Consider the following 25,462-nt stretch of genomic DNA (forward strand, 5'->3'; position numbering starts at 1 on the left):
GCTTACAGCTTACAGCTTACAAAAATTATAACGGCATCTTGTTTTTCATATCAAGCTAAAATTAACTTAATTGCTTGATAAATATATATCTTCTTTGTTTAACACGTACAGTGGTATGAGTTTGCGGCTGCTTGCTACAATATGTTTGCTGTGAACATTTATAACGCGGGTGTTTACTGCTACGCCATTTGGGCGGTAAATTAACGTACCTGCTAATACATAGTTAGCCATGCTGCTTTCGCTTAGCTTTTCTATATCGCGAGATAACACAAAGTCGCCTCTGTTTGATACATCAATGTTGTCCATGGTTTTAAAATCTACCACGCCGTAGCCAAATTTTTGCAGCTGATGAATAAACGTCTCTGCTAATTGATTACCCAACTGATTACTTTTATTAAGCGATGCGTCTAAATCTACAATGGTGGTAACCGCTATGTTGATGCTGTTGTTATCGGGCGCTTCGGCTTCAAGCGTATCGACTAAATCCAGCGCCATTTGCTCTACATAGTTTGCCAGCGTTTTGTGGTGTTTAAGCGGTGTAAACTGCCTTGCTGTGTCGTACTCACTTTGCTGCTGCACAGATTGGTTGGCATACATAGGCGTGGGTTGGCTACTTTGCGTTACCACGGTGTAATCTGAGCGCGTGTTTATGCTTTCGTTATGCTCATTATTTTGCGTTATTGAACAGCCAGTTAATACTAACGTTGCCGTTAGCCCCGCTATAGCAGATAGTTTGTAAAACATGGTCAACCTCACTCGCTGGCTTGTTTAAGCATAATTCCGTCGGTGCGATAGCTACTGTTTAGCGCATCCACCACTGATTGAGGAATAAACCCTTGCGCACTGCCCACTACCGCTTTACTTTTAATGCCCACTATTCGTGCATTTACCAGTACGCCGCCTTGGTGGCTCACAAGTGTTCCTGCTAATACGTAATTAAAGTTTTGATCTTGGTTTAGCTCTAGGTAGTCGCGGCTAAATACAAAGTCGCCTGCGGGGGTTACTCGCATATAATCGGTGGTTTTAAAATCGATAACCGGTACTCCAAAACTATGCAGTTCGTGCATAAAGCTTTCGGCTATTTGGTTACCTAACAGGCTTCCATCGCTGTAGTCATCATCTAAAAATACAAAGCTAGAAACGGCAAGTGGCGTTTTGTCGTTTACGTATTGCAGGTTTTCGACCATGTCTTGCATTATACCGCGCACATAATGGTTTATATTTTTGCGCTTTGCAGGGGCACTTTTGGTGTAGTTACTTTGCTTGTTTAAGTTAGACTGAAATAACGCTTCATTTGGTGCAGGTGCTTTTACCGCACGTTGCTCTGAAACAAGCTGGGCTGCATTGTCTTGCTCAACCTGCTCCGGCTCTGAATGTAGCGAATTTAACATTTGCGAACAGCCAAAGCCTAATGGCAAACATAGGGTAATTAATAGGTTTCTCATGGTGTGCTCCTGATTAATATTCGCTGCGGTACAAAGAGCCGTCACGCTGCTGAATTTTTTCGTTTCCCCACATTACATTTATAGGGATCTCTGTGCTGCCTGCCGACAGTACTTGCTTGTTTTCAATATTAACGAGTCGTGCATTAACTATGTAAGCATGCTGTTGGCGCGTTACAGTGCCGGTGATGACTAAGTCAATATTTTGGCGATTGCGTAATTTACTTAAGTCGCGGCTTAATATACTGTCTGCGTTTTGCGCTAATATAAGGTTATTGCCAAGGCGGTACTCAACGGTATGATAGCCAAGCTGGGTAAATTGCGTTAATAAGCTTTCTTGAATTTGTAAGCTCAAACCCGAGGCCTGCCCTGCTACTAGCTTAGTATCTAAAGCATCGGCATAAAAAAAGCTACTCACACCAATACGCGCATTGGCATTTAAAGCGCCATTTACATGGTTAAGCTGCGAGGTTAGATTTGCTACATACTCGTTAACGGTATAGGGTGCCATTGCTGCTTTTGGCGCGTCAGTAGGCACACTCGGCTCTGGGGGCGGAACCAAGTTGCAAGCAGTTAAATTTAACAATACTAAAGGCAGTAAAAGGCGCATAGTTGCCGTCCTCTTTAAAACATACCGAGGATAAAGCAATTATTATGCCTAATTAACCTAAACTCTGGATAATAAACCTATCTCTAGCCAGAGATAATAAATTTAAGTATCAAGATAGTTCAATATGCTAGTAAGGCTCTTAACCAGAGTTCAGGTTAATTAACTTTGAGGCGTTTTGACGTAGTAGGTTACAAAGCAGGTATTATTGTTTATTAATGACTTACATGCATCCTTTGCTGCTTCTTTTGTTTTAAACGCACCAAGCTTTAATCTATAAAAGGTATGCTGGTCAATCAGTACTTGCTCGGTATTTACTTCAAGCTTATTTGAGGCCGATTGAAATTGCTTTATAGCCGCTTCAAGTACCGCTTTATTTTTATACGCCCCCACTTGCACAGCAAACAGCGCATTTGTATCCACAACAGCTAAGTGGTTAGTTTGCTGTGGTTTTGGCTGCGCGTTAAGTTGTTTTAATTTATCTACTGTGCGCTGTAATTCACTTTCTAGCTTTAACAGTCTTTCTAGTTGAGGCTTGGTTTGTTGCCACTGCTGCGCTGACTCTTTGAGTACGGCTAAGTCATCTTTTTTAATGAGCATCGCCTGCTTTTGGGCCGTTGCTAGTGCGTGAGCACTGTTTGCTAATGCAAAGCCTAAAACTAATGAGGCTAAAAAATCCTTGTAGTGCAGCATAAGTATGTTGTTAATTTGGGTAAGAGTGAGCGCTATTTTAACAGCCAATCAACGCTAAGCAAGTCACGCGTGCTACGGCCTATTGCGCTTTTATACCAATTAGCTTAATTAAGTAATCTATTTAGAGGATAGTAAAACGTATTGATAGCTAGACAAAAAATTTGCTATTTAGTTGTTCTAAACGAGATTTATTAACGCAGAACGCAACACGATTAGGCCCATAAAATGATTATTTATTATTGCGGGTTGGTATTACTATTAAAGTTTAATTGGCTTATCGGTGTAGTTACTTACAATGCAGTCGAGCTTATACATTTTAAATACTTCACAGTCGGCTTTGGCATTTTTAAAGTTTTTATAAGAGCCAAGCTTTAAGCGATAAAAGGTTTTATCATTTATTTTTGCGGTTTCTACGTTGGTTAATATTTTATCTCTAAATAGTGGCGCTGCTTTGGTATTTAGTTCTTGCCAAGCTTTGGCTACATCCTGCTTAGAATCAACCGAGGCAACTTGTAATGCAAATACATGTTTAGGGGTATTAAGCTTAAGAGTTTGCTTTTGGTTATTGTTAGCGGCTTTGTAAGTTTGCTGACGACGTGGCTTATTACTGGTTGTACGCGAAGGCATGCGAGTGTAACGGCTGCTGTAGGCAGGGCTTGCATTAGATTGTGCAATAGCTTTAGAGTTTATTATATCTATGTGATTAACCAGATAAGTAATTTCTTTTTCAAGCTTTAAAATACGCTCTATACCGGCGCGTGCTTGCTGCCATTGCATTGCGGCATCTTTTAATTGCGCAAGCTCTAGTGCAGTTATCGATACGTAATCGGGCGTGGTGTTAGGTATTTCATTATCAACAGCAGGTTTAGCGGTAGGCGTAATAGAGCACGCCGTGCCAAACGTAAGCGTAAAAAGGCATACAAAAAAGTGTTTATAGTATTTTTTTAATTTAAGCATGTACCCGTTATCCTGAAAGCAGTGCCTGTGCACTTACATTTCAGTTAAACATTCTCACAAGAAAGCGTTTAACTTAGCAATTTAAACAATGAGCGATTTTTGCTCCCGCACGCTAATTTACCTGCATAGATAAAATTAACATGGCCCTTCCGTGAGTTTGGCTTTTAATACAACTTTGATGCCAATTAACATAAACTTTACAATATAAATTACGTTATGTTGCTATATAACGCAAGTCAAATTCAGAACATAATTAAGCGTAGACCATCTTTATTACTGGCGGCGTTAAAATTAAGTAAAGCCTTACCTATTTTGGTATTAATAATTTAGCACTAAAAAAGGCGCCTAAACAGGCGCCTTGGTGGGTAGTTTAATAAAACCTAAATTAACGATTTAATAAATGTTTTTAAATCATCTGCAAACTCGTCGCGGCGCAGAGCAAACTCTATCGTTGCTTTTAAGTAGCCTATTTTGCTACCGCAATCGTGACTGCGGCCTTTCATTGCGTACGCGTCTACTTTTTCTTGCTGCATTAGCATGGCAATTGCATCTGTAAGTTGAATTTCGTTGCCAGCCCCTTGCGGCGTTTTAGCAAGCAGTGGCCAGATGTTTTCGCTTAATACATAACGCCCTACTACCGATAGGTTTGAAGGTGCTTCATCTACTGGCGGTTTTTCTACCATGTTTATAATTGGCGAGCTTTCACCTTGGTGAAGCTCTACGTCACCTAAATCAACAACACCAAATTTGTCTACTTCGTCCATTGGTACTGGCTCAACCATAATTTGGCTGTGCTTAGTTTCTTCAAAACGGGCGATCATCTCTGCTAGGTTGTCTTTTTTAAGGTCGCTCTCTACGTCATCAACAATTACATCTGGCAAAATAACCACAAAAGGTTCGTTGCCAATAATTGGCGCTGCACAGTTAATTGCGTGGCCTAAGCCTTTGGCTTCGCCTTGGCGTACGTGAATAATGGTCACATCTTTAGGGCAAATTGCCTGTACTTCGGCAAGTAATTGCCGCTTTACACGTTTTTCAAGCGTGGCTTCTAGCTCAAAGCTGGTATCAAAATGGTTTTCGATAGAGTTTTTACTTGAGTGCGTTACAAGTACAATCTCTTTAATGCCTGCTGCTACCGCTTCATTTACTACATATTGAATAAGCGGGCGGTCTACCACAGGGAGCATCTCTTTAGGAATAGCTTTTGTGGCAGGTAACATACGCGTTCCAAGGCCTGCTACTGGGATCACTGCTTTCATCTTGTTCTCCTTAATCTTATTATACTGAAAACGGATATTGGATTGGTTCGTGGCATTGATAGCCTACTACTTCAAAATCGTCTCGTGTTACCCATGTTTCTATATCTTCTAGTGATTTTATGTTTGGGTTAATATTTAATTGCGGTGAGTCAAACGGCTCACGTGTTAGCTGTACATCGCGCATTAACGGTAACTGGTTTTCGTAAATATGCGCATTAGCAATTTTATGATACGCCTTACCTGCTTTATGGCCGGTAATTTGCGCCACCAATGCCAGTAATACAAAACACTGAATTTGATTAAAATTAAGGCCCAGCGGCACATCGCAACTGCGTTGATACGATGTTAAATACAGCGTGTCGCCAAGCAGCGAAAACGTATGCGTGTGCATACATGGGCGCAAGCAACCAAGCTCAAACTCACCAGGATTATAAAAGGTAATTATTTCACCTCTGTCATCAATCCCGTTTTTTAAGTTATTTATTACTTTAGCAAGCTGATCGAGCGTTGAGCCATCTGGGCGCTGCCAATTACGCCCTTGCACGCCATAAACGCGGCCCATGTCGTCCTCGCCTTTGCGGTTAGGGTTATTTAGCCATGCGTTATTATCGTTTGCGTTTGCATCCCAGGTTTTACAGCCTATATCGCGAAATTGCGCTGCGCTATCGTACCCTCGTAAGTAACCTAAAAGCTCTGCTATAGCGGCTTTGTAGTAACTTTTACGAGTAGTGATCATAGGAAATTTATTATTACCTACATCGTATTCTAAGTCGGCATTAATAACGGTTAAGCAGCGCGTGCCTGTGCGTTTGTTTTCTACCCATACACCTTCGTCAACGATGCGCTGACATAATTTTAAATATTGTTTCATGATCTGTTCTTACTATGCCTTTGCTGCGGTTACAGGTTGCGGTTTTTTGTACGCCCAAATTAATAGCCCTAGGCCACCAATTATCATAGGTAACGAGAGTATTTGGCCCATTGAGATAAAATCGGCAAATAGGCCAAGCTGCGCATCTGGTTGGCGGAAATATTCAATACAAAATCTAAATACGCCGTACCCTAATAAAAATACACCGGCTACACTGCCTGCAGGGCGAGGCTTTTTGATAAACCATAATAAAATTAAAAACAGGACTAGCCCTTCAAAAAAGGCTTCGTATAACTGCGATGGGTGACGCGCAAGCGGCCCACCCGTTGGAAATACCATTGCCCATGGCACATCGCTTACGCGGCCCCATAACTCGCCATTTATAAAGTTACCAATACGCCCTGCTAATAAGCCTACCGGAACCAGCGGCACCACAAAATCTCCCACTGCGAATAGTGATTTTTTGCGAGATTTTGCAAATAGTATAATAGCGGTAATAACCCCTAATGTTCCGCCGTGGAACGACATACCGCCTTGGTCAATTCTAAATAAATACAATGGATTTTCTAAAAAGTAACTAAACTGATAAAACAATACATAGCCAATTCTGCCGCCTAAAATAACCCCTAGCATGCCGTAAAAAAGCAAGTCGCTAACTTGCTCTTTAGTCCAACCAGAGTTTGGTTTTTCGGCTTGACGATTAGCAAACCACATCGCAAATGCAAAACCAATTAAATACATTAAACCGTACCAACGTACGCTTAGCGGTCCAACAGAAAAAATTATTGGATCGATTTGAGGAAACTCAAGTGCCATAAATAAACCTTTAGCTAAAAACCATTTTAAGTGCGATGAGCACAAGCAACACCGCGAAAATTTTCTTTATTATATTAACAGGTAAATAATGAGTTGCTTTAGCCCCTAAAGGCGCCACAAACCACGATGTTATTACAATACCAAATAATGCAGGTAAGTATACAAACCCTGCGAACCCATGGGCTAAATCGGTTACCTGCCAGCCTGCGCTTATATAACCAATAGAGCCAAATAGCGCGATAACAATGCCGCTCGCTGATGCACAGCCTATCGCTTTTTTCATATCAACTGAAAAGTAATTAAGCATAGGGGCAATAAGTGCGCCGCCACCAATACCTATTAAACCAGAAAGCGCGCCCATAAGGGCAGAAATGCTCCCTAAAATAACCCCTTTTGGTAGCGGTTTTTCTTTAAGCGATTTACTACGTGATGCCAACACCATTCTGCCTGCAATAAACACAACACTAATTGCAAACACGCTGCGTAATGCTTGTTCGGGTATTAAACTTGCGGCAAAGCCACTTATTAACGCGCCTAAGCCTACACCCGACATAACCCACGGTGCAATTTGCCATGGCACATTATCATTTTTATGATGAGCCAAGACTGAAGAAGTAGAAGTGAATAAAATAGAGGCAAGCGATGTTGCAATAGAAATAACTAATATGTGATCAGGTGAAGTAACGTCAAACATCAGTAATAAGCTACTTAAAACAGGCACAATAATTAAACCGCCGCCTATCCCTAATAGCCCAGCTAAAAAGCCAACTACACAGCCAAGTAGCGCACAACTGGCCACGAGTAAAGCTAAGTCATACATAGTGTTCTCAAATACCTTTTCGTGCGCCTATATTAAAGGATTATAAAGTTAATAGCATCTTTAAGCGCTGCATTATTTGGCGGTGTAGAATAGATCGCCTAATTGGTGTTCAATCATAAAATTGCGCGTTAAGCGCAGTACCTGTTTAGCGTTCGATTGCACTAAGCACTCTGCGAGTAATTGCTGCATATCGTTAATATTTAAGCGCCTTAAAATCCACTTTACTTTAATTAACGACGACATGTTCATACTTAAATGCCTATAGCCCATGGCAATGAGTAAAATAGCGCCCTCTGGCTCGCCGCCTAGCTCGCCACATAAACTAAAGGGTAAACAGTGTTTATTACATTCATTCGCTACTTTATTTAATACCCTTAACACGCCGGGGTGATATGGGTTAAATAACTGAGCCACCCGCGCATTTGCTCTATCGACAGCAAGTAAGTATTGCGTTAAATCGTTACTGCCTACTGAGCAAAAATCTACTTTTTTAGCCCACTCGTCGAGCATAAATATACTTGAGGGTACTTCAAGCATAATGCCTACTTCTGGGCGCTCCAAGTTTTGCTCTGGGTGTTTTTCTGCCAGTTCAAAATAAGCTTGTTCAAATAACGCGAGCGCTTCGTCTACCTCTTCTGTACCGCTGATCATAGGCAGCATTATTTTTAAATTACCTAAGCCCATATTTGCTTTTAACATAGCTTTGAGCTGATCTAAAAATAGCTCTGGATGGTCAAGGCTTATGCGTATGCCGCGCCACCCTAAAAAGGGATTTTCTTCGGTGATATTAAAGTAATCTAAAACTTTATCGCCACCAATATCTAGGGTTCGCATAACCACTGGCGCCGGGTGGTAACTTTTTAGTACCTCCCTATACCAGTTTTCTTGCTCAGCTTGCGATGGAAATTGCCCCTTTTGCATAAACCATGCTTCGGTACGATAAAGCCCTACTCCATCGCAAATATGCGCACTGCTTTGCTCGGTATTAAGCTCAAGCCCTGCATTTAGCATTAAATTTATTTGCTCACCATCTAAGGTAACCGACTGCGCACTTTGCTCTGCTAAAAAGCGGTTATTGAGTAGTTTATCTTGGTGCTTTAACTGTGCGTATTCATCGAGTAACACTTGCGAAGGAGAAATATATAAACGCCCAGCAAAGGCATCTAAAATCATTGGTTTGGCATCAAATTGCAATAAGGGTAAATCTTCAATCCCCCAAATAGCCGGTATTCCCATTGCTCGGGTTAATATAGAGGCATGGCTATTGGCTGAGCCATTCACACTCACTACACCCGCTAAATGCCCGTTGGGTACTTCAGCCAGCATGGCGGGCGTTAAGGTATTCGCAATTAATATGGTATTGGGTGGGTAATCTTTTACTGCGTGTTCTGTGTTTACTAGGTGGTGTAATACCCTTAAACCAATGTCTTTTACATCAACTGCGCGCTCTTTAATGTAGGGGTCTTGCATGGCATTAAACTGCGAAATAAGCCGCTCAATAACAATTTTTAAGGCGCTTTTTGCGCACCAGCCCTCTTGTAACTGTACCTCAACATTGTGGCCTAAACTTTTGGCATCAAGTAATTGTTGGTATACATCAAATACCGCGAGTGCTTCACGCGGTATTGAGTCACTCAAGGTCATAGACAGGGTATTAAATTCTTTGCGGGTGGCAGCAACGGCTTGTGAAAACAAACGGCGTTGCTCGGCGCTATCGGGATCTTTTTTTAGCTCTATAGATTTAAAGTCGAGCTTGGGCAGTACCACAAAGGCTTGGCCAATCCCAATACCTGGTGCACTCGACACCCCTTTGAGCACTGAGGTTTGGTGTGATGATTCGTCTTGGCGTAAAAGCTCTTTTATTTCAGCATGCGCAAGTTGTGAGGCTAGCTGTGCTGAAAGGGTAATTAAAAACGACTCTTCGTCTTGGCTAAAAACCCGCGCCATTTTTTGTTGTACAACAATAACGCCCAATACCTTTTTTTGATGTACCACAGGCACAGACAAAAAGGCATTGTAACCTTCTTCGTTTACTTCGGGGGAGAGCTTAAAACGCGGATGAGATTTTGCAAAAGCTATATTAATGGGCTCTTCACGCTGGGCTACTAAACCTACAAGCCCTTCGGTAAAGCCAATTCTAAACTTACCTACGGCGTCGGGGTTAAGGCCTTCGGTTGCCATAAGTACAAAGTTATCTTGACTGTAGTCGGCAAAATAAATAGAGCAGCACTGGGTTTTCATGGCCTCTTTAACCATTTTCACAAAGCACACTAAGGCACTGTCTAAATTCGCTTGTTGCGAAACAGACTCAGCAATAGTTCTAAGTGTTGCCAGCATTACCTGCTCCTTATTTTATAATTATGCTACTACCTTTTGTGTCGCCACTGTTCTTTATGATGTTCTCTTTTATTAAAAGGCATTGCAAACGGTGCAAACTCTTTCATCACCCGTCTGTATACATCGCGTTTAAACGATACCACTTGCCTTACTGGGTACCAATAACTCACCCAGCGCCAATCATCAAACTCGGGATGATGTGTTTTAAGCAAGTTTACATCTTCATCTTTGCAACGCAGTTTTAATAAAAACCATTTTTGTTTTTGCCCAATACACACCGGACTAGAGTCGCGGCGAATTAATCGCTTGGGTAATTTATAGCGTAACCAATGTTTTGAGCTTGCAACTATTTCTACATCTTCTGGTCGCAAACCTACTTCTTCGTGTAATTCACGGTACATGGTTTGTTCGGGTGTTTCTCCGTCATCAACACCGCCTTGGGGAAATTGCCAAGAATGTTGACCGTAACGTCTAGCCCAAAAAACCTGCCCCTGATTATTGCAAATTACAATTCCGACATTGGCACGAAAACCTTCGGCATCAATCACCTTAGTGCCTCATTTGTAAGTCGATTTTTAATGATTGTTCCACATTAGCTGCAATTCGGCAAACACTATTATCCCCAAAGTCATCACGCCCTAATCGCACGTTTACTATTTACGCTGTGCATAACGACTTAACCTTAAATGAGCACTGAGTAATTACAAGGATAAAATAACCCTTAATTCACGCAACTTTTAGCAAAAAAAGCTAAGCTATGCCTTGATTATTATGTTTAGTGCTATTTACTCACAGCTTGTGTATAACTTTTGATAAACAAGGCTATTTTGCAAACAAGTCCACAATAGCAGATCTAAAAACTCGCTTTCTCCACAGATTCTGTGGATAAACATGTTTATATAGTTGTATTTATCCCATATAGAATTTGCTAACTTAATTAAAGCTGAATGAGTTAATTGAAAATATTAAAGCTAGTCAGTCACTTACAGTTAAACTGTTACTTTTTGGGGTGAGCAAAATTACGCCAAACACAGTGCGTATAAAAAACAACCAAAAGCAAAGATATCCACCTTACGGGGGTTTTGCTATCATGGCGCTGTTAATTATTCAAGGTAAATGAGTAGCATGCGACCAACAAAACCCCATTCAATTAATGACTTAATGCAACGCGTAAACGCTATTGCCGGTTTAACATTAGGGCAATTAGCCTCTCAATACAGCTTTAAAACCCCTGACGACCTATTACGCGAAAAAGGCTGGACCGGGCAACTTATTGAATACGTGTTAGGCGCTACTGCAGGCTCAAAACCCCTCCCCGACTTTGAAGATTTAGGCATTGAATTAAAAACACTGCCTATTTCGTATAAAGGAAAACCCTTAGAAACCACTTTTGTGTCGGTTACCCCCCTTATAAACGTAACCGGCATGACGTGGCATACAAGCGCTGTGCGTAAAAAACTCAATCATGTTTTATGGCTGCCTATATTGAGTGAGCGCGATATTGCGCCTTTTGATAGAACCATAGGCAGTGGTTTTTTATGGCAGCCTACGCCTGAGCAAGATGCGTTGCTACAACGTGATTGGGAAGAACAAATGGAGTTAATAGCGCTTGGGCGCGTTGATGAAATATCAGGCCATTTAGGGGATGCTATACAAATTAGACCTAAAGCCGCTAATAGCAAAGTAGTTACCGATGCTATTGGTCCAAATGGGCAAACAATAAAAACCTTACCGCGTGGTTTTTATTTAAAAACCAGTTTTACAGGGGCTATTTTAAAGCAGCAGTTTCAGCTCTGAGCTGTGCAGAAAATATTATGAGTTAAGCAAACCCTGTTTCGCATTACTTGCGCGAGTCAGCGAGCTTAACGCCTACAAGATATTTCACCTTTTTAATAAAACAATTTGTGGTTTAAATAAAGAGTTTTCGCTTTTCTTGTACCCTCTTTTCGCACTGCGTGCGCGCGTCAGCAAGCTTAACGCCTACAAAGCATTCTCATCTCTTTAAAAAAGTATCAGGCATAAAAAATCCCCGCATTAGCGAGGATTTTATTATCTAAAATTAAAAATAAGATTCTATATAAAATAGAATTACTGACCTTTAACTTCTTTAAGACCGTTGTAAGGTGCTTTAGAACCTAGCGCTTCTTCAATGCGAAGAAGTTGGTTGTACTTAGCAACACGGTCAGAACGGCTCAATGAACCTGTTTTAATTTGACCAGCAGCAGTACCTACCGCTAAATCAGCAATAGTTGCATCTTCTGTTTCGCCAGAACGGTGCGAAATAACAACTGTAAAGCCTGCATCTTTAGCCATTTTGATTGCTGCTAACGTTTCAGTTAGTGAACCAATTTGGTTAAATTTAATTAGGATTGAGTTAGCAATACCGTTATCAATACCGCGTTTTAAAATCTTTGTGTTAGTTACGAATAAATCATCGCCTACTAATTGGATTTTATCGCCCATTAATTTAGTTTGGTGTGCAAAGCCATCCCAATCTGACTCATCTAAGCCATCTTCAATAGATACAATTGGGTATTGCTCAGTTAAATCTTTTAAGAAGTAGTTAAACTCTTCTGAAGTGAACTTTTTGCCTTCACCTTTCAGATCGTAAATGTTTGCTTCTTTGTCGTAAAACTCAGAGGCTGCACAGTCCATAGCCAGTGTAATATCTTTACCTAGCTCGTAACCTGCGTTTGCTACAGCTGTTTTAATAGCAGCAAGTGCCGCTTCGTTTGATGCAAGGTTTGGTGCAAAACCACCTTCATCACCTACCGCTGTAGAGTGGCCATCTGCTTTTAATACTTTAGCAAGGCTGTGGAATACTTCAGCGCCCATACGTAGGCCTTCGCGGAAGTTTTCAGCGCCAACAGGTTGGATCATAAATTCTTGAATATCTACAGAGTTATCGGCGTGCTCACCACCGTTGATGATGTTCATCATAGGTAACGGCATTGAGTAAACACCTGGTGTACCGTTTAAGTCTGCGATGTGCTCGTAAAGCTCAACTTTTTTAAATTGTGCAGCGGCTTTTGCAGTCGCTAGTGATACCGCTAAGATAGCATTTGCACCTAGTTTTTCTTTATTTTCGGTGCCATCTAAATCTAGCATTACTTTATCTACAGCACTTTGCTCTAATGCATTTTGGCCTTTTAGCGCATCCGCAATTTCGTTGTTAATAAAACCAACTGCGTTTAATACGCCTTTACCTAAGTAACGGGCTTTGTCACCATCACGTAGCTCTAGTGCTTCGCGAGTACCTGTTGATGCACCTGAAGGAGCGGCAGCGCGGCCCCAAGAACCATCAGCTAAATATACATCAGCTTCAACAGTAGGGTTACCACGCGAGTCCATAATTTCGCGACCAATTACTTTTACGATTTCTGACATCTTGATTCCTCTATATTCCCAAAATGGTGAGTTCAGCTAACTTTACTACGTTTTATATCTTTTAGTCAGCCCTTTAGACAAAAAAGCCGTGCAATATGCACGGCTTTTTTTAATTACGAAGACGTTTTTTGATGAGTATGAGCAGCTGCTACAAACCCTTCAAATAACGGGTGACCATCACGTGGTGTTGACGTAAATTCCGGGTGGAATTGCGCGGCAATAAACCATGGGTGATCTTTGTTTTCGATGATCTCTACTAGTTTTTTATCTTCTGATAAACCGGTAAAGCTTAAGCCTGCTTGCTCTAATTGCTCTACAAAGTTGTTGTTTACTTCGTAGCGATGACGGTGACGTTCAATAATTTCTGTATTGCCGTACACTTCGTGCACCTTAGAACCCGGCGTTAAGTGACATTTTTGTGCGCCTAAACGCATCGTGCCACCTAAATCAGATTTTTCATCACGTATTTCAATGTTACCCTCAGCATCTAACCACTCGGTAATTAAGCCCACTACTGGCGCTTTTGAGTGAATATTAAACTCAGTTGAGTTAGCGTCGGTTAAACCTGCAACATTACGTGCGTATTCAATAAGCGCTACTTGCATACCTAAACAAATGCCTAGGTAAGGTACTTTGTTTTCACGGGCATACTTAGCCGCTAAAATTTTACCTTCAACACCACGGCCGCCAAAACCACCTGGTACTAAAATAGCGTCTAGATGAGAAAGCAGTTCTACCCCTTTGCTTTCTAAGTCTTGCGAGTCAACGTATTCAATATTAATGGTTAAACGGTTTTTAAGACCTGCATGCTTTAATGCTTCGTTAACTGATTTGTATGCATCTGGTAGTTCAATGTACTTACCAACCATACCAATCGTTACTTCGCCAGTCGGGTTAGACTCTTGATAAAGTACTTGTTCCCATTCAACTAAATCAGCTTCTGGTGCGTCAAGGTGGAAACGACGACACACAAAGTTATCTAGCTCTTGTGATTTTAATAGCGCAGGAATTTTGTAAATGCTGTCTACGTCAGGAAGCGAAATAACCGCTTTTTCTTCAACGTTTGTGAACAATGCAATTTTTGCACGTTCGTTGTTAGGCAATTTACGGTCTGAGCGACAAATAAGAATATCTGGCTGAATACCTACAGAGCGTAACTCTTTAACTGAGTGCTGTGTTGGTTTGGTTTTTACTTCGCCTGCAGGCCCTAAGAATGGCACTAGCGTTAGGTGAATAAATAGCGCGCGTTCGCGGCCAATTTCTGTACCTAACTGACGAATTGCTTCAATAAATGGTTGTGATTCAATATCTCCTACTGTGCCACCAATTTCTACAATCGCAATATCATGACCTTCAGCACCGTCGTATACACGTTGCTTAATGTCATTTGTGATGTGTGGAATAACCTGAATGGTTGCACCTAGGTATTCACCACGGCGCTCACGACGTAGTACATCTTCGTACACTCGCCCTTGTGTGAAGTTGTTGCGGCTGGTCATTTTGGTGCGAATAAAACGCTCGTAGTGACCTAAATCAAGATCCGTTTCGGCGCCGTCTTCTGTAACGTATACTTCACCATGTTGAATTGGGCTCATTGTGCCTGGGTCAACGTTTATGTAAGGATCCAGCTTTAAAATGGTAACATCTAAACCGCGGGCCTCTAAAATAGCTGCCAATGACGCTGCTGCAATACCTTTACCCAACGAAGAAACAACCCCGCCAGTAACGAAGATAAATTTTGTACTCATGCGAACCCTAGAATATCAGGAATTAAAAGGAATATAACACCCGAGAAAGAGACTCTGGGTATATCATCAAGACGGGGCGAAATTGTACCAAAACAGCGTTGAGCAATCCAGCTAAAAATAGCGTTTACGCGCACAAAAAATGTTCGTTGATTAACATTAGGTTGTACTGAGCTAATCTTATTTCGCTTTTTTAATGGCTTCCCATGCTTCTTCCATTTCGTCAAGCGTTGCGCGCTCTAAACTTTTACCTTTTGCAATTAAATAACCTTGCACTTTTTCAAAGCGCGCCGAGAACTTATCGTTGGCTTGTCTGAGTAGTTGCTCTGGGTCGCGTTTAACATGGCGAGCCACATTTACCGTGGCAAATAATAAGTCGCCTATTTCTTCTGCTGTATGATCGGATGAAGGGTCGTGCTCAAGCGCTTCTTTTACTTCAAGTACTTCTTCACTTACTTTATCAAGTGCCCCGTGGTAGCTTGGCCAATCAAAACCAAGTGCGGCAACACGCTGCTGAATTTTTTTAGCTTTAGTTAGGCTTGGCATATTGGTGGGTATATCTTGCCAAAGTGAGGCTTTGCTTGGCTGTACTTTTGCTGCACGCTCTTGTGCTTTAATTGCTTGCCATTGCTTTGCTAATTGCTCGTCGGTTAATGCTTGCTTGGTGTTAAAAACATGAGGGTGACGGCGGGTAAGTTTACTATTTAGCTCACTAACCACGTCGTTAAAATCAAATAGCTCCTGCTCTTTGGCAAGTTGTGCGTAAAAAACGATTTGAAACAGTAAATCACCCAGCTCATTTTTAAGCTCGTTTAAATTACCCGACTCTATGCAATCGGCCACTTCAAAGGCTTCTTCTAGCGTGTGCGGAACAATCGATTTAAAGTTTTGCTTGCGATCCCACGGGCAACCGTCGGTAGGATCGCGAAGCAACGCCATAATATCGAGTAGTTGCTCAAGTGCGTTAACGTTTGCCATTTTATTGGTTTCGCTTGGCACTGTGCACACCTTCAATTTGATGCAGTTTAGACAAAACCCGGTTTGTGCCCGATAGGTCATGCACTTCTATTTGCATAGTAAATACCGCTAACTGATCGGCCCCAACAGTATTGACGTTCATGTTGATCACATTTACTTTTTCGTTAGCCAGTACAGAGCTAATATCGCGAATTAAACCTGAGCGATCGCTTGCTTCTATTTTTATACTTAGCGCATAAGAGCCGTTTATTTCGTCTGACCAACTAACCGATATAACACGCTCTGGGTGTTGCTCTTTTAAGTTGTTAAATGAATCGCAATCTTCGCGGTGTACCCCAATGCCACGGCCTTGTGTAATATAGCCAATTATTTTATCGCCAGGTACTGGGCGACAACACTTAGCAACGTGGCTCATTAAGCTGCCTACACCATCCACCACAATGCCGTTTTTATCGCCAGTTACTTTACTTGGCGCTTTAAAACGAATAACGGGCTCTTCTTCGGTACGATCACTGACAAAGTTAAGCATTTGGTTTAAGCGAACATCGCCGGCACCTATGGCAACCATTAAGTCATCTAGTTCTTTAAAATTAAAGCGCTTAATAGCTGGGTCTAAATCTTTGTAGGTTAAATCTAGCTTTTGCAGTTCGTTATCTAGAATCTCTTTACCGGCGCTTAAGTTTTTATCGCGGTCGAGCTGTTTAAACCAATGATGGATTTTAGCCCTTGCACGCGACGATTTAATATAACCAAGCGATGGATTTAGCCAATCGCGGCTTGGATTAGGCTGCTTTTGCGTGAGAATTTCTACCTGATCGCCCGTTGATAGCTGATGTGTAAACGGCACTATTTTGCCAAATACTTTAGCTCCTATACAGCGGTGCCCTACATTTGAGTGAATGTAGTAAGCAAAATCAAGCGGTGTAGCGCCAACAGGTAAATCGATAATATCGCCACTTGGGGTAAATATATAAACGCGGTCTTCTACAACTTGGTTTTTAAGCTCTTCGGCTAAATCGCCCCCATCAACCACTTCTTCTTGCCATTGCAGTAATTTGCGCAACCAGCTAATTTTTTGCTCATAGCCTGAGCCACGCCCAGGTAAAGCGCCTTCTTTGTACATCCAGTGCGCGGCTACGCCTAGCTCTGCATCTTGGTGCATTTCGCTGGTGCGTATTTGTATTTCAACGGTTTTCCCTTCAGGGCCAAATACCACGGTATGAATTGATTGATAGCCATTTTGCTTAGGTGTAGCAACGTAGTCGTCAAACTCTTTATTAAGGTGGCGCCAATTAGTGTGCACAATACCTAGCGCGCCGTAACAATCTTGCAGGCGCTCTACAACAATTCGCATTGCTCTAATATCAAACAGCTGATCAAACTCGTAGTTTTTTTGCTGCATTTTTTTATAAATGCTGTAAATGTGCTTAGGGCGGCCATACACTTGCGCTTCAATACCGGCTTCGCTTAGGCGAGCTTTTACTTGCGCAACCATATCTTCCATATAGGCTTCACGGGCAAGGCGTTTGTCATCAAGTTGTTTAGCAATACTTTTATAGGTGTCGGGGTGTAAATACCTAAACGATAAATCTTCTAGTTCCCACTTAAGCTGGCCTATACCTAACCTGTTTGCTAACGGGGCAAAAATATCGGCGGTTTCTTTAGCGGCAATAACACGCTCTTCTTCATCGCCATTTTTTACATTGCGTAAATGGCACACTTGCTCAGCAAGTTTAATCACCACAGCGCGCACATCTTCAACCATGGTAAGTAACATTTTACGAATGTTATCTACCTGCATAGTGCCTTTACCTTGGTGCGATAAAGTACTAATAGCAGCCATTTGAGCAACCCCAGTTAAAAGCATGGCTACATTTTTGCCAAGTTGTGCTTCTACGGTTTCAAGGTCTACTAAGTCGTTTAAGTAGTAATGCGTGAGATACGCGGTTGCGAGAGATTCTGCATCTAAATTTAGCTCGGCTAAAATCTCGACCATTTCTATGGCCGTGTTTTGCCGTGCTTGGTTGTCACATGTAACACACAATGCTTGCGCTTTGTTTAGCAGCGTTATTTTCTCTTGCGATAACGCTAACTGTTTTAGGCTAGTAGCAAAGTCACCTGTGTCGTCCTGCTGATGTGATTGACGTGTAGCGACCATAAAACGCTTTACCTCCGTTGAAATAACGCCATTGTTTCTATGTGTCCTGTATGTGGAAACATATTCATTAGCCCAATTTTAGTAACTTCAAAGCCTGCTTGCGAAATAATTGCACTGTCACGGGCTAAAGTAACAGGATCGCAAGAGACGTATAAAATGGTTTTAAACTGCTTTAAAGGTAGTTGCTCTAAAACAGCCATAGCACCTGTGCGAGAAGGGTCTAATACTAATACGTCTAGCGCCTTATTAAACCATTGTGCTGCTTCAATTTTTTGCGTTAAATCAAAACAATGAAAGTGCGCATTAGTGATAGAGTTAGTTTGCGCATTTTGCGTCGCCATTGCAACCGCCGATGCAACCCCTTCTACTCCAATAACCGATTTAGCATGCTGGGCTAGCACTAATGAAAAGTTACCAATACCACAAAATAAATCCAATACTTGCTCGTTTCCTTGCAAGTTAAGCCAATTTACCGACTGAGCTAACATAGCTTGGTTAACTTCATCATTTACTTGAATAAAATTACCAAGGCCAAATTCAAACTTTAAATTAAACTTTTCTAAAAAATAATACGGCGTAGGCAAATGAGCCTGCTCTATAACATCACTGTTGTCTTGCCAAGTAATTAACCACTGCTGTGCGTTTGCTGCTTCTTGTATATAGCTTTTGGCTTCATCTGGTATCGCTTTAGTATGGCGAATAACAATAAAGTTCCCAGCCTCATTTTGGCACAACTGTAAATGACTTATACTGTGTAGCGCTTTATATTGATTAATAAGCGTTTCAAAAAAACTAAATACGTTAGTAAATGCCTTACTAAGCACATCACATTGCTCAATACTAATCACATTTTTAGAGCTAGGCGCACGATACCCAACTCGCATTTTTTTAGCGGCTTTATCATACATTACGGCAATACGCGCACTGCGTCTGTAATGAGTGGGCTTACTTAAAAGAGGCGCTTGCCAATTTAAGTCGCTTAATTTGGCAAATTTTTGAAACAGTTGCGTCACTGCATTTTGCTTTTCAACCACTTGCTGATTTATTTCTAGGTGCTGCAACTGGCAACCACCACAGTGATTATAATGCTGACAAAAAGGCTGCGTGCGCGCATCGCTTGGATTAATAACCTTAACCAGCTTTGCACTACTGTACTTGGCTTTATCTTCTATTAGGCTTGCCGTTACTTTTTCATTCATTAAAGCGCCGCTTACAAAGCACACTTTATTATTGTGTTTGGCAACGCCCCGCCCTTGATGATCCATGGCCGTAATATTAAGTGTGAGTGTTTGCTGTTTAAGTGGTTTTTTCTTTGCTTTAAAAATTTGCGCCATGCGGCATTACCTTAAATTTTGTATTACGTATAAGCAAATCAGATGCTTTGAGAATAGCCGATGAACCGTATATACTCGATCCATACTAATAATGATAATAACGCTTCCATTATGACCAAATTAGGCTTACGTGATTCTGTTTTAACCTTAACCTTGATCCCCACAGTGATCATTGGCTTGTTACTTGGCGGCTATTTTACAATAAATCGTTACATTGAGCTTGATGAAATTTTATATCAACAAGGCAGCTCAATATCTGAACCTTTAGCAATTGCTTTAGAGCAGCCTTTACTTGAAAAAAATAAAAAGCTGCTCAACCGTCTGATTAGTTACACACACAATAAGCACTCCCCAACCATTAAATCGATTGCTATTTTTGATACCAGCAATCAGCTTATTATGACCAGTAACTATCATCGCTCGTTTGATGAACTAACTCAAAAAGAACAAATTGAAAATCTTCACACAACAAAAATTAATAAATCAGAAGAGTTAATCACGTTCTACACCCCTATTTTTAATCACTCTGCGCCGGTATCAAAATGGGATATTAATGATTTTCAAACCCCGCTTGGCACCGTTATTTTACAACTTAATAAAGACCAAGCGATTATAGGCCAACAGCGAGCGGTTTTAATTAGCGGCATTGTTATTTTATTTTCAATAATATTGGCATCTATTTTAGCGCTTAAGCTTAGCCGTATGTTTATGAACCCGCTTAATAAGTTAGTACTTGCCACCGACAAACTAGTTGAAGGTAAAAGAGACACGGGTTTAAACGACACCATGATGGGCGAATTTGAACTTTTGCGTGAAGGGCTTAATACCATTGCCCACACTATGGTTATGCAAAAAGACGAAATGCAGAAAAATATTGATCAGGCCACGAGTGATTACCGCGAAACCCTAGAGCAATACGAAACCTCAAATATTCAGCTAACCATGGCCAAAAAAGAGGCACAAGATGCTAACCGCGTTAAGTCTGACTTTTTAGCTAAAATGAGTCACGAGTTACGTACCCCGCTAAATGGGGTTATTGGCTTTACGCGCCAATTGTATAAAACACCTTTAAATAAACATCAAAAAGATTACCTCGATACCATAGAGCTTTCTGCCAATAGTTTATTGACAATTATTAGCGATATTTTGGATTTTTCTAAACTTGAAGCAGGCGCAATGGAGCTTGAATCAATCCAGTTTCAACTGCGCGATAGCGTAAACGAGGTTATGACATTATTAGCTCCCTCGGCGCATGAAAAACAACTTGAGCTATCTATTTATATCAACCCACAAGTGCCTGATGATTTAACCGGTGACCCCACTCGCCTTAAACAAGTACTCATTAACTTGTTAAGTAATGCCATTAAGTTTACTGAAAAAGGCTCTATAAAAGTTGATATAAGCTACCGCTTATTAGATGAAGACCGCGCCTCTATTTTAGTATCAGTAACCGATACCGGTGTGGGTATTCCAATGGATAAGCAAGATGCGTTATTTACTGCATTTGGCCAAGCAGATTCATCCATCACCCGAAAATTTGGCGGCACTGGTTTAGGTCTCATTATTACTAAACATATTGTAGAGGCTATGAATGGCCGGATAACGCTAAATTCAGCCCCGGGAAGCGGCACCTGTTTTACCTTTAATGGTGTGTTTAGGTTGCCTGATCATACCTTTAGTAACGACTTACCTTCTAAATCACTTATTGGTAAACGCATATTATACCTAGAGCCACACGAGCATACGCACCACTCAGTGCTTTCTGTATTAAACGAGTGGGAAGCGGTTGTAACCGCCTGTTTTAATGAAGCAGCGTTTTTAGACGCCATCAAACATAAAATGTTTAAGTACGATATTTGTATTATTGGTGATATGGCATCGGTAGATGATATGCAGCGACTTAAGAGCTATGTGAATATGGTTCGCGAGTCGTGCGATTATTTATACCTTATGCTCAATACGGTATCGCATAATATGCGCGAAGCGTTTATTGGCAGCGGCGCCGATGCGTGCTTAAGTAAGCCGCTTAATCATCGTAAATTATGTGAAGTACTGGCTGCGCCTTATCGCCTTGATCATCCAACCTTAAATATTGAGCCAAGCGACCAAACATTATTGCCATTAAAAGTACTGGTGGTAGATGACAATGATGCAAACTTAAAACTTATTTGCACCTTGTTAAAAGAGCAAGTTGAATTTATAGACACCGCTTATAATGGCTCGCAAGCCTACAGTTTAAGTAAAAGCCATAAGTACGATGTTATTTTTATGGACATACAAATGCCGATTATGGATGGCATTACCGCGTGTAAACTTATTAAGGAGTCTTCTTTAAACGAAGACACACCTATTATTGCGGTAACCGCGCATGCACTGCACAGTGAAAAAGAGCAGCTATTAAAAGATGGCTTTAAAGGCTATTTAACTAAGCCTATTGATGAGGACATGCTGAGCCAAATTATTTGCGATCATAGTCCGCAATCGCCCGTAAGCCGCGACAAAATTAAAAGTGTAACGTCGCAAAGCCCTGCTCCATTTGAAAGTAACTGCTTAGATTGGTCGCTTGCGCTACAACGTGCGGGGGGCAAAGGTGAGCTGGCGCTGGAAATGCTCAATATGCTATTACAAAGTGTGCCAGAGACGCTCTCGCAGCTCAACGAGGCTATTGAGCAAAACGATTGCCAAACGGTATTAAGTGTTATTCACAAATTCCATGGCGCGTGCTGTTATACCGGTGTGCCTAAGCTTAAATCACTGGCAGAAACCATAGAAACCTCACTTAAAAGTGATTGCGTGCTAGATAACGTTGAGCCTGAACTATTTGAGCTTCAGGATGAGCTGGAAAACCTTATGGCAGATGCAAGTGTTACCGAGCACCAACGCTAAAAAACACGTAATAAAAAAGCGCTGATAATGCGCTTTTTACAGATTTTAGTACCATTTTACTTAATTAAGTATTTATATGAAATGGTGCCACCATGGGGTTAAATTTATAACCTTGCCTCAATCATGAGCCGTTTCATGTCGCGTACTGCTTTTTCAAGGCCATCAATAGCTGCGCGCGCAATAATAGCGTGGCCAATGTTAAGCTCATAAATTTCAGGCATTGCAGCAATTGGTTTTACGTTATGATAATGAAGGCCATGTCCTGCATTTACAATCAAGCCTAAGCTCGCCGCGTATTTTACACCCTCTCGTATGTGCTCAAGCTCTTTATGTAAATCTTCATCATTAGTGGCATCTGCATACGCGCCGGTATGAATTTCTACATACGGGGCACCACACGCTTTAGCTGCATCTAACTGTGCTTTATCGGCATCAATAAATAATGACACTTTAATACCCGCATCAGTCAGTGTTTTAGTGGCCGCTTTAATTTTATCTACGTTACCAGCCACATCTAGGCCGCCTTCGGTCGTAAGCTCTTCACGTTTTTCAGGTACTAAACATACGTACTCAGGCTTTACTTCTAGGGCAATGTTAATCATTTCATCTGTAACCGCTGTTTCAAGATTCATACGCGTTTGAATCGTTTTAGCCATTACGTATACATCGCGGTCTTGAATATGGCGGCGGTCTTCACGCAAATGAATAGTAATACCATCTGCACCGGCGTGCTCTGCCACACTGGCTGCATGTGCTGGGTCTGGGTATGATGTACCACGCGCTTGGCGAAGCGTTGCGATATGATCAACGTTTACGCCTAAAAGAATGTCTTTCATTTTGTTACCTGTAAAATATGTTTATTGAGAGGCCATAAATAATTCACGGCTTTTTAATGGTTTATTACCCAGTAAAGGTTTTAGTAAATAACGGCTTAATTGTTTTGCCATATAGAGTACATCGCTTTGGCTAAAATCATGATTAGCAATCGCTTTGAGCTGCGCGCCGCTAAACCCTGAACGCGTATCTTGTTGCATCAAAAAACCCAACTCAGGAAAGTAACTATACGTTTGTCTTTCATCAATTGGCTCACCACTGGCATCAAAGCTAAAGTCAACGCCATAACCCAACAACTCTAATAATTGAAATTCGTATGAGCGCAGCACCGACTGTAAATTGACATCGCTATTTAAGTTCTCTAGGTGAGTTTTGTAGAGCTCAAACACTTGTTCAAGTGGCTCGTTTACCGGCACAATGCGGTTAGTCAGCTCATTTAAATAAAAGCCACAGTAAAGCTTATCCTTTGTTAAATATAAAGGATTACCATGTAGCTCAAATTTATTAATGTATTTTAAATCGTACTTGCCACTGTAATGAACAAGCAGTGCCTGAAAAGGCTGTAATTGTGCTTTGTGTTTAGTGGCCTGGCGACCACTCACTCTGGCTAGCATTCTAAGCTGGCCTACGCCTTCTACCAGCATATCGAGCATTACTTGGGAGTCGCTATAAGGACGCCGATGTAATAGGTACGCTGTGTAGAAGTCGCTATCCATATTAGTTGGCTAAATGCTGGTTAATCTTCGCCATAGCCTAAACTTCTTAAGGCACGTTCATCATCTGCCCAACCCGATTTAACTTTAACCCAAAGCTCTAAAAACACTTTGTTATCGAGCATTTCTTCAAGGTCTTTACGGGCTTCACGGCCAATCACTTTAAGCTTTTCGCCTTTGTTACCTATTACCATGCGTTTTTGGGTTTCACGCTCAACAAGAATTAACCCGTTGATATGCCAAACACCGTTTTCTTGCCATTTAAACTGCTCAATTTCTACAGTGACAGAATACGGCAGCTCTTCACCCATAAAGCGCATTAGCTTTTCACGAATAACTTCTGCCGCCATAAAACGCATTGAGCGGTCGGTTACATAGTCATCAGGAAAGTAAAATTCGCACGGTGGTAAGCGTTTAGTTACTTCGGCTTTAATTAAATCAACGTTTTTAGCTTGCGTTGCCGATACCGGCATTATGCCCACAAAATCAAATTTGTCGCCAAGCATCTTCATATGCGGTAATACTAAATCGCGGTCTTTTACTTGGTCTATTTTATTAATAACAAGTAAAACAGGCTTACCACTTTGCGATACTTTATTAAGTACCATTTCGTCATCGGCATTCCAGTGAGTGCCCTCAACAACAAAAATAATAAGCTCTACATCACCAATTGAACTCGATGCAGCACGGTTCATTAAGCGGTTAATAGCCCGCTTTTCTTCAACGTGTAAGCCCGGCGTGTCAATATAAACAGCTTGGTGTTGCCCTTCTGTATGAATACCCATAATACGGTGGCGAGTTGTTTGTGGCTTGCGCGAGGTAATACTTACTTTTTGCTCAATGATTTCATTAAGCAATGTTGATTTACCTACATTAGGGCGGCCAACAATGGCAACCATGCCACAAAACGTATCAATATCACCTTCATGAGGCTGTATTAAGGTATCAAGATTCATTTTTTAGTATCTTCAATGCTTTTTCGGCAGCTTTTTGTTCGGCTTTACGGCGCGAGCTACCAACAGAAATAATGCTATCCATACCTTCAACTATACATTCAACCGTGAACGTTTGATTGTGCGCTTGACCTTTGGTATCAACAACGGTGTAGCCCGGTAAAGATAACTTACGCGCTTGTAGATACTCTTGCAGCAAGGTCTTAGGATCTTTTTGATTAAGCCCTGGTGAAATAGCATCAAGTCGAGATTCATACCACGCTAAAATCAGCTCGCCACAGCGGTCTATGTTTGAGTCTAAAAACACAGCCCCTATAATGGCTTCTACAGCATCAGCTAATGTTGATTCACGACGAAAACCACCGCTTTTTAACTCACCCGGCCCAAGGCGCAAGTAGTCACCTAAACCAAATTCTAGCCCAAATTCAGCAAGTGTTTGGCCACGCACAAGCGTAGAGCGCATACGGCTTAAATCGCCTTCACGCGCTTTTGGAAATTTGTCGTACAAAGCATTGGCAATAACAAAGCTCAAAATTGAATCGCCTAAAAACTCTAAGCGTTCGTTGTGTTGACCTTTATGACTGCGGTGCGTCATTGCCTGTTCAAGTAAACCTTGATCAGCAAATTCGTAGCCAATTCGTTTATATAATTCTGTTACATTTTTTTTCATTG

Annotated in this window: 22 protein-coding genes; 2 read left to right on the forward strand and 20 right to left on the reverse strand. The window is 41.4% G+C overall.

Going from position 1 to position 25,462, the window contains the following annotated elements; all coding sequences use genetic code 11:
• Nucleotides 1–66: 66 nt before the first annotated feature.
• The 11 genes from CWC04_RS01380 to rppH all read right to left on the reverse strand — a co-directional run bounded on the left by CWC04_RS01380 (nucleotide 67) and on the right by rppH (nucleotide 10,350).
• Nucleotides 67–744 (reverse strand): FlgO family outer membrane protein, encoded by a 678-nt coding sequence (locus CWC04_RS01380; RefSeq protein WP_138684427.1) that lies wholly within the window; start codon nucleotides 742–744, stop codon nucleotides 67–69.
• 8 nt (nucleotides 745–752) lie between these two features.
• A complete protein-coding gene (locus CWC04_RS01385) occupies nucleotides 753–1,445 on the reverse strand; it encodes a FlgO family outer membrane protein (protein ID WP_004586248.1) in 693 nt (230 codons plus the stop codon).
• Nucleotides 1,446–1,458: 13 nt separating this feature from the next.
• Nucleotides 1,459–2,052 (reverse strand): FlgO family outer membrane protein, encoded by a 594-nt coding sequence (locus tag CWC04_RS01390; protein WP_004586247.1) that lies wholly within the window; start codon nucleotides 2,050–2,052, stop codon nucleotides 1,459–1,461.
• Between the two features lie 159 nt (nucleotides 2,053–2,211).
• Nucleotides 2,212–2,742, reverse strand: a complete 531-nt coding sequence (locus CWC04_RS01395) for an SPOR domain-containing protein (RefSeq protein ID WP_138684428.1) — start codon at nucleotides 2,740–2,742, stop codon at nucleotides 2,212–2,214.
• A gap of 258 nt (nucleotides 2,743–3,000) precedes the next feature.
• The gene (locus CWC04_RS01400; protein WP_138684429.1) at nucleotides 3,001–3,699 is read right to left on the reverse strand and encodes an SPOR domain-containing protein; all 699 of its coding nucleotides are present in this window, start codon (nucleotides 3,697–3,699) and stop codon (nucleotides 3,001–3,003) included.
• A gap of 380 nt (nucleotides 3,700–4,079) precedes the next feature.
• On the reverse strand, nucleotides 4,080–4,958 hold the full coding sequence (gene galU / locus CWC04_RS01405) for a UTP--glucose-1-phosphate uridylyltransferase GalU (RefSeq protein WP_138684430.1): 879 nt from the start codon (nucleotides 4,956–4,958) through the stop codon (nucleotides 4,080–4,082).
• A gap of 19 nt (nucleotides 4,959–4,977) precedes the next feature.
• A complete protein-coding gene (locus CWC04_RS01410) occupies nucleotides 4,978–5,829 on the reverse strand; it encodes a thymidylate synthase (RefSeq protein ID WP_004586243.1) in 852 nt (283 codons plus the stop codon).
• Nucleotides 5,830–5,841: 12 nt separating this feature from the next.
• On the reverse strand, nucleotides 5,842–6,645 hold the full coding sequence (lgt, locus tag CWC04_RS01415; protein WP_138684431.1) for a prolipoprotein diacylglyceryl transferase: 804 nt from the start codon (nucleotides 6,643–6,645) through the stop codon (nucleotides 5,842–5,844).
• 10 nt (nucleotides 6,646–6,655) lie between these two features.
• Nucleotides 6,656–7,465, reverse strand: coding sequence for a sulfite exporter TauE/SafE family protein (locus CWC04_RS01420; RefSeq protein ID WP_138684432.1), 810 nt, complete (start codon nucleotides 7,463–7,465; stop codon nucleotides 6,656–6,658).
• Nucleotides 7,466–7,537: 72 nt separating this feature from the next.
• Nucleotides 7,538–9,802 (reverse strand): phosphoenolpyruvate--protein phosphotransferase, encoded by a 2,265-nt coding sequence (gene ptsP, locus CWC04_RS01425; RefSeq protein ID WP_138684433.1) that lies wholly within the window; start codon nucleotides 9,800–9,802, stop codon nucleotides 7,538–7,540.
• Between the two features lie 29 nt (nucleotides 9,803–9,831).
• A complete protein-coding gene (gene rppH / locus CWC04_RS01430; RefSeq protein ID WP_004586239.1) occupies nucleotides 9,832–10,350 on the reverse strand; it encodes an RNA pyrophosphohydrolase in 519 nt (172 codons plus the stop codon).
• Nucleotides 10,351–10,927: 577 nt separating this feature from the next.
• Here rppH and mutH point away from each other — a divergent pair.
• Nucleotides 10,928–11,599, forward strand: a complete 672-nt coding sequence (mutH, locus tag CWC04_RS01435; protein WP_004586238.1) for a DNA mismatch repair endonuclease MutH — start codon at nucleotides 10,928–10,930, stop codon at nucleotides 11,597–11,599.
• Between the two features lie 291 nt (nucleotides 11,600–11,890).
• On the opposite strand, the gene eno is transcribed toward mutH, so the two are convergent.
• From eno to rlmD, 5 genes are all read right to left on the reverse strand, one after another.
• Entirely contained in the window at nucleotides 11,891–13,189 is a 1,299-nt protein-coding gene (gene eno, locus CWC04_RS01440; RefSeq protein ID WP_029771921.1) for a phosphopyruvate hydratase, read from the reverse strand.
• 113 nt (nucleotides 13,190–13,302) lie between these two features.
• On the reverse strand, nucleotides 13,303–14,937 hold the full coding sequence (pyrG, locus tag CWC04_RS01445) for a CTP synthase (RefSeq protein ID WP_004586236.1): 1,635 nt from the start codon (nucleotides 14,935–14,937) through the stop codon (nucleotides 13,303–13,305).
• Between the two features lie 177 nt (nucleotides 14,938–15,114).
• A complete protein-coding gene (gene mazG / locus CWC04_RS01450; RefSeq protein ID WP_138684504.1) occupies nucleotides 15,115–15,912 on the reverse strand; it encodes a nucleoside triphosphate pyrophosphohydrolase in 798 nt (265 codons plus the stop codon).
• A gap of 1 nt (nucleotide 15,913) precedes the next feature.
• Complete coding sequence (relA, locus tag CWC04_RS01455) at nucleotides 15,914–18,070, reverse strand: GTP diphosphokinase (protein WP_024033076.1); 2,157 nt, start codon at nucleotides 18,068–18,070, stop codon at nucleotides 15,914–15,916.
• A gap of 8 nt (nucleotides 18,071–18,078) precedes the next feature.
• Nucleotides 18,079–19,404, reverse strand: a complete 1,326-nt coding sequence (gene rlmD / locus CWC04_RS01460; RefSeq protein WP_138684434.1) for a 23S rRNA (uracil(1939)-C(5))-methyltransferase RlmD — start codon at nucleotides 19,402–19,404, stop codon at nucleotides 18,079–18,081.
• 111 nt (nucleotides 19,405–19,515) lie between these two features.
• Between rlmD and barA the strand changes: the two genes are divergently transcribed.
• Entirely contained in the window at nucleotides 19,516–22,290 is a 2,775-nt protein-coding gene (gene barA / locus CWC04_RS01465; protein ID WP_138684435.1) for a two-component sensor histidine kinase BarA, read from the forward strand.
• A gap of 104 nt (nucleotides 22,291–22,394) precedes the next feature.
• Here barA and pdxJ read toward each other — a convergent pair whose 3' ends face one another.
• The 4 genes from pdxJ to rnc are packed head-to-tail and all read right to left on the reverse strand — an operon-like array spanning nucleotide 22,395 to nucleotide 25,460.
• Entirely contained in the window at nucleotides 22,395–23,126 is a 732-nt protein-coding gene (gene pdxJ / locus CWC04_RS01470) for a pyridoxine 5'-phosphate synthase (protein WP_004586231.1), read from the reverse strand.
• Between the two features lie 21 nt (nucleotides 23,127–23,147).
• Entirely contained in the window at nucleotides 23,148–23,840 is a 693-nt protein-coding gene (gene recO / locus CWC04_RS01475; protein WP_126007919.1) for a DNA repair protein RecO, read from the reverse strand.
• A 20-nt stretch (nucleotides 23,841–23,860) separates the two neighbouring features.
• A complete protein-coding gene (era, locus tag CWC04_RS01480; RefSeq protein WP_138684436.1) occupies nucleotides 23,861–24,793 on the reverse strand; it encodes a GTPase Era in 933 nt (310 codons plus the stop codon).
• The gene (gene rnc / locus CWC04_RS01485; RefSeq protein ID WP_004586228.1) at nucleotides 24,783–25,460 is read right to left on the reverse strand and encodes a ribonuclease III; all 678 of its coding nucleotides are present in this window, start codon (nucleotides 25,458–25,460) and stop codon (nucleotides 24,783–24,785) included. Before rnc ends, era begins: the two co-directional genes overlap by 11 nt.
• Nucleotides 25,461–25,462: the final 2 nt, after the last annotated feature.

The sequence above is a fragment of the Pseudoalteromonas sp. S2893 genome (assembly GCF_005887105.1).
GTDB classification, from domain to species: Bacteria; Pseudomonadota; Gammaproteobacteria; order Enterobacterales; family Alteromonadaceae; genus Pseudoalteromonas; species Pseudoalteromonas atlantica.